Annotated in this window: 8 protein-coding genes; 1 reads left to right on the top strand and 7 read right to left on the bottom strand. The window is 72.3% G+C overall.

Going from position 1 to position 8,569, the window contains the following annotated elements; genetic code table 11:
• Positions 1 to 72 precede the first annotated feature (72 nt).
• From pheT to infC, 7 genes are all read right to left on the bottom strand, one after another.
• Entirely contained in the window at positions 73 to 2,601 is a 2,529-nt protein-coding gene (gene pheT, locus AB0D44_RS27115; RefSeq protein ID WP_362595591.1) for a phenylalanine--tRNA ligase subunit beta, read from the bottom strand.
• Positions 2,601 to 3,728, bottom strand: coding sequence for a phenylalanine--tRNA ligase subunit alpha (pheS, locus tag AB0D44_RS27110; RefSeq protein ID WP_362595589.1), 1,128 nt, complete (start codon positions 3,726 to 3,728; stop codon positions 2,601 to 2,603). Before pheS ends, pheT begins: the two co-directional genes overlap by 1 nt.
• Before the next feature lie 151 nt (positions 3,729 to 3,879).
• Positions 3,880 to 5,103, bottom strand: a complete 1,224-nt coding sequence (locus AB0D44_RS27105) for an ATP-binding protein (RefSeq protein ID WP_362595587.1) — start codon at positions 5,101 to 5,103, stop codon at positions 3,880 to 3,882.
• A gap of 55 nt (positions 5,104 to 5,158) precedes the next feature.
• Positions 5,159 to 6,016 (bottom strand): RNA methyltransferase, encoded by an 858-nt coding sequence (locus AB0D44_RS27100; protein ID WP_362595661.1) that lies wholly within the window; start codon positions 6,014 to 6,016, stop codon positions 5,159 to 5,161.
• A 208-nt stretch (positions 6,017 to 6,224) separates the two neighbouring features.
• Positions 6,225 to 6,611 carry a 50S ribosomal protein L20 gene (rplT, locus tag AB0D44_RS27095; RefSeq protein WP_007263143.1) on the bottom strand — a complete coding sequence of 129 codons (387 nt, stop codon included), beginning with the start codon at positions 6,609 to 6,611 and terminating at the stop codon, positions 6,225 to 6,227.
• A gap of 104 nt (positions 6,612 to 6,715) precedes the next feature.
• Positions 6,716 to 6,910: a 50S ribosomal protein L35 gene (rpmI, locus tag AB0D44_RS27090; protein WP_069919538.1), complete on the bottom strand. Its 195-nt coding sequence runs from the start codon at positions 6,908 to 6,910 to the stop codon at positions 6,716 to 6,718.
• A 103-nt stretch (positions 6,911 to 7,013) separates the two neighbouring features.
• Entirely contained in the window at positions 7,014 to 7,727 is a 714-nt protein-coding gene (gene infC / locus AB0D44_RS27085; protein WP_362595585.1) for a translation initiation factor IF-3, read from the bottom strand.
• Between the two features lie 354 nt (positions 7,728 to 8,081).
• On the opposite strand from infC, the gene AB0D44_RS27080 reads away from it, so the two are divergent.
• Positions 8,082 to 8,468, top strand: a complete 387-nt coding sequence (locus AB0D44_RS27080) for a DUF1844 domain-containing protein (RefSeq protein ID WP_362595583.1) — start codon at positions 8,082 to 8,084, stop codon at positions 8,466 to 8,468.
• Positions 8,469 to 8,569 lie beyond the last annotated feature (101 nt).

The raw sequence follows: 8,569 nt of genomic DNA, 5'->3' as shown, positions 1-8,569 counted from the left end.
ACTACCCATAGCTGGGGGGGGCGGCCGCGGTGGGCGGGGCGCCGCCCCTCACCAGGCCCTGCGGGCGGGCGGCTACGCGCCCCGGAGCACCGCCCCGGTCCGCTCGCCCGCGAGCGCCACCGCCGCGTCGCGCGCGGCCGTGGACTCCCCGGCGGTCAGCGTGCGGTCGGCCGCGCGGAAGCGCAGCGCGTACGCCAGGGACTTCTTGCCCTCGCCGACCTGCGCACCCGTGAACACGTCGAACAGCCGGAGCGACTCGAGGAGTTCGCCCGCGCCCTGGCGCAGCGCGGCCTCCACGTCCGACGCCGGGACGGACGCGTCCACGATCAGCGCGACGTCCTGGGTCGCCACCGGGAAGGAGGAGATCCGCGGCGCCTGGAGGGCCTCGCCGCCGGCCGCCGCGAGGCGGTCGAGGTCGAGCTCCATCGCGCTGGTGCGGGCCGGCAGGCCCATCGCCTTGACCACGCGCGGGTGCAGCTCGCCGGCGTGGCCGATGACCTGCTCGACACCGTCGAGGGTGACGACCAGCTCGGCGCAGCGGCCCGGGTGCCAGGGGCCGTACTGGCCCTGGCGGACGACGAGCTCCGCGCCGGCCTCGACGGCCAGCGAGCGGGCGGCCTGGACGGCGTCCGCCCAGTCGGCCGGGCGGCCCTTGCCCCACCAGCCGGCCTGCTCGCGGGCACCGGCCAGCACGACCGCGGCGTACCGCGGCTGCGCGGGCAGGGCCGCGTTCAGGGTGGCGATCTCCTCGTCGGTGGGCCGGCGGTCGACGGGCAGCCGGACGGCCACGCCCGGCCGCGGGCCGGCCAGGAAGACCGAACCGGTCTCGAAGAGCGCGAGGTCGTGGCTGCCCCGGCTGTCGTTGCGGCGCAGCGCGCCGAGCAGGCCCGGCAGCAGCGTGGTGCGCAGCGCCGGCTCCTCGTCGGAGATCGGGTTGACCAGCTTGACGACCTGGCGGGCCGCGTCGCGCTCCGGGAGCTGGAGCTGGTCGAAGACGCCCTCCCCGATGAAGGGGTAGCTGAGCGCCTCGACGTAGCCCGCGCCGGCCAGCGCACGGCCGGCCCGGCGGTGCAGCTGCTGGCGGGGGGTGAGGCCGCGGCCGGAGGGGACCTGCGGGAGGGTCGAGGGCAGGTTGCCGTAGCCCTCGAGCCGGATGACCTCCTCGGCGAGGTCGTTGGGCGCGGCGAGGTCGGGCCGCCACGAGGGAACGGTGACGACGAGCTCGTCCTGGCCGTAGACGTCGCAGCCGACCTCCTGGAGGCGGCGTACGACGGTCTCGCGGCCGTAGTCCATGCCCGCGACCCGGTCCGGGTGGTCCGCGCGCATCGCGATGGTGCGCGGGGCACCCGGGGCGAGGAACTCGGTGACCCCGGCCTCGGCGGTGCCGCCCGCGAGGAGCACGAGCAGGTCGACGGTCCGCTGCGCGGCCGCGGCGGCGGCCAGCGGGTCGACGCCCCGCTCGAAGCGCTTGGAGGCCTCGGAGGAGAGCTTGAGGCGGCGGGCGGTGCGCGAGATCGACACGGAGTCGAAGTGCGCGGCCTCGATGACCACGGCCGTGGTGCCGGTCACGGCGCCCGTCTCGGGGTCGGTGACGGAGTCGGCGATCTCGGTGTTGGCGCCGCCCATGACACCGGCGAGGCCGATGGGCCCGCCGTTGTCGGTGATCACCAGGTCCTCGGCGTCGAGCGTGCGCTTGACCCCGTCGAGGGTGGTGAACTTCTCGCCCTGCTCGGCGCGGCGGACGCCGATGGCGCCGTCGATCCGGGAGCGGTCGTAGGCGTGCAGCGGCTGGCCGAGCTCGAGCATCACGTAGTTGGTGATGTCGACGGCGAGCGAGATCGGGCGCATGCCCGCCTTCTGCAGGCGGCGGGTCAGCCAGATCGGGGAGCGCGCGTCGGGGTCGAGTCCGGTGACGGTGCGGGCGGTGAAGCGGTCGCAGCCGGCCGGGTCGTCGACCTTGACCGGGTAGCCGTACGAGTTCGGCGCCGGGACGTCGAGCAGCGCCGGGTCGCGCAGCGGCAGGCCGTACGCGGTGGCCGCCTCGCGGGCGACGCCGCGCATGGACATGCAGTAGCCGCGGTCCGGGGTGATGTCGATGTCGAGGACCTCGTCGACGAGCTCGAGCAGCTCGATCGCGTCGGTGCCGACCTCGTGCTCGGGCGGCAGCACGATGATGCCGTGCGTGCCGTCGTCGCCCATGCCCAGCTCGTCGCCGGAGCAGATCATGCCGTGCGAGGTGCGGCCGTAGGTCTTGCGCGAGGCGATCGCGAAGTCGCCGGGGAGCACCGCGCCCGGCAGGACCACGACGACCTTGTCGCCGACGGAGAAGTTCCGGGCGCCGCAGACGATCTCCTGCGGTTCGCCGGTGCCGTTGGCCTGGCCGACGTCGACCGTGCAGAACCGGATCGGCTTGCGGAAGCCCTCGAGCTCCTCGATGGTCAGCACCTGGCCGACGACGAGCGGGCCCTTGAGCCCGCCGCCGAGCTGCTCGACCGTCTCGACCTCGAGGCCGGCGTCGACGAGCTTGGCGGCCACGTCACGACCGGTCGCACCCGCGGGGAGGTCGACGTACTCCCGCAGCCAAGAAAGCGGGACCCGCATCAGATCTCCATCCCGAACGGCCGGGTGAAGCGGACGTCACCCTCGACCATGTCTCGCATGTCTTCTACGTTGTGGCGGAACATCAGCATCCGCTCGATGCCGAACCCGAAGGCGAACCCGCTGTACTTCTCGGGGTCCACGCCGCAGGCGACGAGCACCTTGGGGTTGACCATGCCGCAGCCGCCGAGCTCGATCCAGCCCTCGCTGGAGCAGGTACGGCACGGGCGGTCGGGGTTGCCCACCGACTCGCCGCGGCACACGTAGCACTGCATGTCCATCTCGGCGGACGGCTCGGTGAACGGGAAGAAGTGCGGGCGCAGGCGCGTGGTGGTGCCCTCGCCGAACAGCTCCTGGACCATGTGGTCCATGGTGCCCTTGAGGTCGGCCATGGTCAGGCCCTCGTCCACGGCGAGCAGCTCGACCTGGTGGAAGACCGGGGTGTGCGTCGCGTCGAGCTCGTCGGTGCGGTACACGCGGCCCGGGCAGACGATGTAGACGGGGGGCTTGCGCTCCAGCAGCGAGCGCGCCTGCACCGGGGAGGTGTGGGTGCGCAGCACGACGCCGGACTCGTCGCCCTCGGTGCCTTCCGGCCCCTGGACGAAGAAGGTGTCCTGCATCTGGCGCGCCGGGTGGTCGGGCGTGAAGTTGAGGGCGTCGAAGTTGAACCACTCCGCCTCGACCTCGGGCCCCTCGGCGACCTCGTACCCCATGGCCGTGAAGATGTCCGCGATGCGGTCCATCAGCGTGGTCAGGGGGTGCCGGGCGCCGGCGGGTACGCGGTCGTAGGGCAGCGTGACGTCCACGGCCTCCTCGACCAGCACCCGCTCGTCGCGCTCGGCTTCGAGCTCGACCGTGCGGGCCCCGAAGGCCTTGTTCACGGCGCCGCGGGCCTGGCCCACGCGCTTGCCCGCCTCGGCCTTGGCCTGGGGGGGCAGGGCGCCGATCTCGCGGTTGGCGAGCGCCAGGGGCGAGCGGTCGCCCATGTGCGCGGTCTTCGCCTCACGCAGCGCGTCGAGGTCGCCGGCGGACGCGAAGGCGGCGAGCGCCTCGTCCCGCATGCGCTCGATCTCTTCCGGTTTCAGTGCCTCGACCTCGACAGGGTCGTACGACTTGTTCGGTGCCGACATCTCTTCCCGTACTTCCGATGGCTGGCTGGTGGGTCCCCGTACGACACGATCAGACCGATCGAAGCAGAGACACAAAGGTGCCAAAGGACGATTCTAAAGGTCGCCGGGGGTGAAGGAGCCCGTGGGCCGCCTGGCAAGACGCTCCGCAGTGCTACTGCGTGAGGTAGGCCGGGGCGCTCACGGGCAGGATAAATCGGAATTCGGCGCCGCCGCCGGGGCCGCGGCCGACCGTGATGGTGCCGCCGTGGGCCTCCACGATGCCCTTGACGATGTACAGGCCCAGGCCGGTACCGCCGCGCTTGCTCCCCCGCCAGAAGCGGGTGAAGACGCGGCCCATCGACTCCTCGGGGATCCCGGGGCCCTCGTCTGTCACGGTGACGGCGGTTCCCTTCTCGTGCGGCGACACGTCGATGGTGACCGTTCCGTCCCCGTGGCGCACTGCATTTTCGAGGAGGTTGCCGAGGATCTGGTCGATCTTGTCCGGGTCGGCCCACAGATCGGGCAGGGGCCGGCCGACCCGTACGAGGAACCGCTCGGGGGCCTGGCCGTTCGCGGTGAGCGCCTGGACGTGCCGGCCGACGGCGGTGGCGATGTCCACGGGCTGGCGGCGCACCTCGAGGCGGCCGGAGTCGATGCGGGAGATGTCGAGGAGCTCGGCGATGAGGCGGGTGACGCGGTTGGCGTCGGCGTCGACGGTCTCCAGCATCAGCCGCTTCTGTTCGTCGGTGAACCGCTCCCACTTGGCGAGCAGGGTCGCGGTGAAGCCCTTGACGGAGGTCAGCGGGGAGCGCAGCTCGTGCGCCACCGTGGCGATCAGCTCGGCGTGGCTGCGCTCGGTGCGGCGGCGGGCCTCGGTGCCGCGCAGCGTCACGACGAGGCGGCGCAGGGGGCCGGTGGGGTGCGTGCGGATGTAGCTGGCGGAGACGAGGACCTCGCGGCCGCCCGGGAGCAGCAGGTTCCGCTCGGGCTGGCCGCGGCGGATGCCGAGGCCCCCGTACGGGTCGGTCAGGGTCCACCAGCGGCGGCCCTCGAGGTCCTCGAGGGGCAGCGCGCTGTCGATGCGGGAGCCGAGCGCCTGGTCGGGCGCCAGGGCGGTGATCCGGGCGGCGGCGGAGTTGAAGCAGATCACCCGCCCGGTGTCGTCGGCGACGACGAGCCCGTCGGGCAGGTCGTCGGCGTCGACCCCGGGGATGCCGAGGCGGTCGGGGGAGCCGGGGGCGGGCGGGGAGGGGGCGGCGCGCTCGCGGCCGCAGTCCCCCGCCTGCGGCGGGACGCCGCGCAGGCCGTCGGCGGCGGCCGGGGCTTCGGGGGCGTCCCGGAACCGCTCCTCGGCCGCGTCCGCGGCCCCCAGTGAGCTGTTCGTACCGACGGTCATGTCCCCGTACCCCACATCTCCGAGTAGCGCAGTGGGCCCCCGGGCCGCCACATTACTAGCTGGGGGTCACGGAGCGGCACCCTCCGGGCGCCCGCTGTGCACGCGCGGAGGCGTACAGGCACACGGCGGCGGCCGTCGCGAGGTTCAGGCTCTCCGCCTTGCCGTGGATGGGGACGCGTACGACGGCGTCCGCGAGGGCCCGGGTCTCCTCGGGCAGGCCCCAGGCCTCGTTGCCGAAGACCCAGGCCGAGGGACCGCCCATGGTGCCCGCGTCCAGCTCGGCGTCGAGGTCGTCCTCGCCGGCCCCGTCGGCGGCCAGGATCCGCACGCCCGCGGCGCGCAGCCCCTCGACGGCCTGCTCCACGGGGACGCCGACGGCCACCGGGAGGTGGAAGAGGGAGCCCACGGAGGCCCGTACGGACTTGGGGTTGTAGAGGTCGACCGAGGCGTCGGTCAGGACGACGGCATCGGCTCCGGCGGCGTCCGCGCAGCGCAGCACCGTGCCGGCGTTTCCGGGGTCGCGGACGTGCGCGAGGACGGCGACGAGCTTGGGCTCGGCCTTGAGGATCTCCTCGAAGGGCGAGTCGAGGAAGTGGCAGACGCCGACGAGCCCCTGGGGGGTGACGGTCTGCGAGACCTCGGCGAGCACCTCGTCGGAGGCGTAGTGGACCCGGGCGCCGGCGGCCAGCGCGGCGTCGACGATCCCGGTGTGGCGCTCCGCGGCTTCGACGGTGGCGAACAGCTCGATCAGGGTCGATGCCCCCTCGGCCCCGCGGTGCTCGACGGCCTCGCGGACCGCCTGGGGGCCTTCGGCGATGAACCGGCGCTCCTTGGTGCGGAAGTTGCGCCGCGCCAGTCGCCTGGCGGCGGCCACCCGCGGGGATCGGGGGGAGATCAGCTCGGGGTGACCCAGGTCAGCCATGGTCTCTGCGGTTCTCTCTCGGGGTGCGGGGCGCGCGGGGCGCGGGCGGTGCGGGCGTTCGGGGGCGCGGGCGGTGGGGCGCGGGCGGTGCCGTGCGGGTACGGGGGCCGCCCCTGCCGTGCGGGGAAAAGCACTCGGACCCGCAGGCGCATCGCCTGCGGGTCCGAGGGTGCCGGCCGCTCACGCGGCCGGCCAGGCCTTACGCAGCGGCCTTGGGGGCGTTGACGTCGGCCGGGAGGGCCTTCTGGGCGACCTCGACCAGCGCGGCGAACGCGTTGGCGTCGTTGACGGCCAGCTCCGCGAGGATCTTGCGGTCCACCTCGATGTTGGCGGCCTTCAGACCCTGGATGAGGCGGTTGTACGTCATGCCGTTCTGGCGGGCAGCGGCGTTGATGCGCTGGATCCACAGCTGACGGAAGTCGCCCTTGCGCTTCTTGCGGTCGTTGAAGTTGTAGACCAGCGAGTGGGTGACCTGCTCCTTGGCCTTGCGGTACAGGCGCGAACGCTGACCGCGGTAGCCGGAGGCAGCCTCGAGGATTGCCCGGCGCTTCTTGTGGGCGTTTACTGCCCGCTTGACGCGTGCCACTTTTTAACTCCTTGTAGCGGGGCCGTGGTTGTCTTCACACGGCCCGAATTCGATGGGGTCCCGGTCTTGACGCTCCTCCGCTCCCGGCGCGGGAGCGGAGAACATCACTTGCCGAGAAGCTTCTTGATCTTCGCGGCGTCGCCGGGGGCCATCTCCGCGTTGCCGGTGAGGCGACGGGTGATGCGGGACGACTTGTGCTCGAGCAGGTGGCGCTTGCCGGCGCGCTCGCGGAGCACCTTGCCGGAGCCGGTGATCTTGAAGCGCTTCTTGGTCCCGCTGTGCGTCTTGTTCTTCGGCATAGCGCCGTTATCTCCTCGTCGGTGGCGCTCCCTCCGGTCCGGTGGGGGACCGGGTGGCGGGAGCGTCATGTTGTGTCGGTGATCCGGGACAGGCTGCCCCGGATCAGGCCTCGGCGTTCGCCTCGTCGGCGGCGGCCTCGGTGACGTCGGCATCCTCGGTGGTCGTCGCCTCGGCTGCGGCGGTCTCCTCGGAAGGAGCCTCCTCGTCGGCGGCGGCGACACCCTGGCGCTCCGCCTTGCGGGCGGCCTGCGCCTCGCGGGCTTCGGCCATCGCCTCGGTCTTCTTCTTGTGCGGACCGAGGACCATGATCATGTTTCGGCCGTCCTGCTTCGGGTTCGACTCGATGAACCCGAGGTCCTCGACGTCCGAAGCGAGACGCTGCAGCAGTCGGTAGCCGAGTTCCGGCCGGGACTGCTCGCGACCACGGAACATGATCGTGATCTTGACCTTGTCGCCCTGCTTGAGGAACCGAACGACGTGACCCTTCTTGGTGTCATAGTCGTGCGGGTCGATCTTCGGCCGGAGCTTCATTTCCTTGATGACCGTGTGCGCCTGGTTCTTGCGCGCCTCACGGGCCTTCATGGCCGACTCGTACTTGAACTTGCCGTAGTCCATGAGCTTGCAGACCGGCGGGCGTGCGGACGCCGCGACCTCGACCAGGTCGAGGTCGTACTCCTGCGCGAGCTCAAGCGCCTTGGCAAGCGGCACGATGCCGACCTGCTCGCCGCTGGGACCGACGAGTCGTACCTCGGGAACGCGAATCCGGTCGTTGATGCGGGGCTCGGTGCTGATGGATCCTCCTCGGTAGCACCACACGACTGCCTGGCAGACAGCCGCTGACGTGTAATTCCGTCAGACCGACCACGGCGGGAGAATGAAAAAAGCCCCGCCGGGCACAGGCAGGGGCTCCAAAGGACCGGAGCACCGCCGCATGCGAACCGCGGGGCGCAGACTCGGGCAGCTTTCCATCGTCCGTACGGAACGATGGATGCCGCCTGACCGGTGACCCGCCGCCCCGGAGGGTGGTCGGGTGGGAGATCGGAGCCTCCACTTGTGGGCCGGGGACGTAGGTCTCCGGCCGGTCGTAGCCCAATATAGCATTCCGCGCCAGAGCCGCTCACCTGGTGCTCCGGTCGGGGGTCGCCCGGCGCCCGGCTTATCGTGTGGAGCATGACTGACGCGACCCTCCCCGCCGACACCGCTGCCGACCCCGCACCCGAATCGCCCGACTACGACGCCATGACCCGCGACATCGCGGACGTCCCCGCCGTCGAGGTGATCACCACGGTGGCCGTGCACCTGTTGAGCGCCGCGGCGGTCAACCTGGGCCTGGACAAGCCGGACTCCGAGCACAAGGACCTCGACGAGGCCCGCAAGCTGATCACGGCCCTGGCCGGCCTGGTCACCGCGAGCGCCACCGAGATCAGCTCCTTCCACGCCGCCCCGCTGCGGGACGGTCTGAAGTCGCTCCAGCTCGCCTTCCGCGAGGCCTCGATCGTCCCGGACGAGCCGGGCCAGGGGCCGGGCGAGAAGTTCACGGGTCCCGTCTTCGGCTGAGACGCGCCGCAGGCGCGAAGGGGCGGGGGCTCCGGCGCTTGACTGCCTGGCCCTCACCCGGACGGCCGAGGTGCACGCCTTCTCGCACATCACCGGCGGCG

This window comes from Streptomyces sp. NPDC048349 (assembly GCF_040651925.1).
Classification (GTDB): domain Bacteria; phylum Actinomycetota; class Actinomycetes; order Streptomycetales; family Streptomycetaceae; genus Streptomyces.
The sequence above is the reverse complement of the archived record's forward strand: the minus strand, read 5'-3'. Positions and strand labels throughout refer to the sequence as shown.

What these genes read in the sequence shown, in the direction of transcription:
- AB0D44_RS27105 (WP_362595587.1), bottom strand. Translation starts at nt 5,103, where the DNA reads ATGACCGTCGGTACGAACAGCTCACTGGGGGCCGCGGACGCGGCCGAG.
- pheS (WP_362595589.1), bottom strand. Translation starts at nt 3,728, where the DNA reads ATGTCGGCACCGAACAAGTCGTACGACCCTGTCGAGGTCGAGGCACTG.
- AB0D44_RS27080 (WP_362595583.1), top strand. Translation starts at nt 8,082, where the DNA reads ATGACTGACGCGACCCTCCCCGCCGACACCGCTGCCGACCCCGCACCC.
- rpmI (WP_069919538.1), bottom strand. Translation starts at nt 6,910, where the DNA reads ATGCCGAAGAACAAGACGCACAGCGGGACCAAGAAGCGCTTCAAGATC.
- pheT (WP_362595591.1), bottom strand. Translation starts at nt 2,601, where the DNA reads ATGCGGGTCCCGCTTTCTTGGCTGCGGGAGTACGTCGACCTCCCCGCG.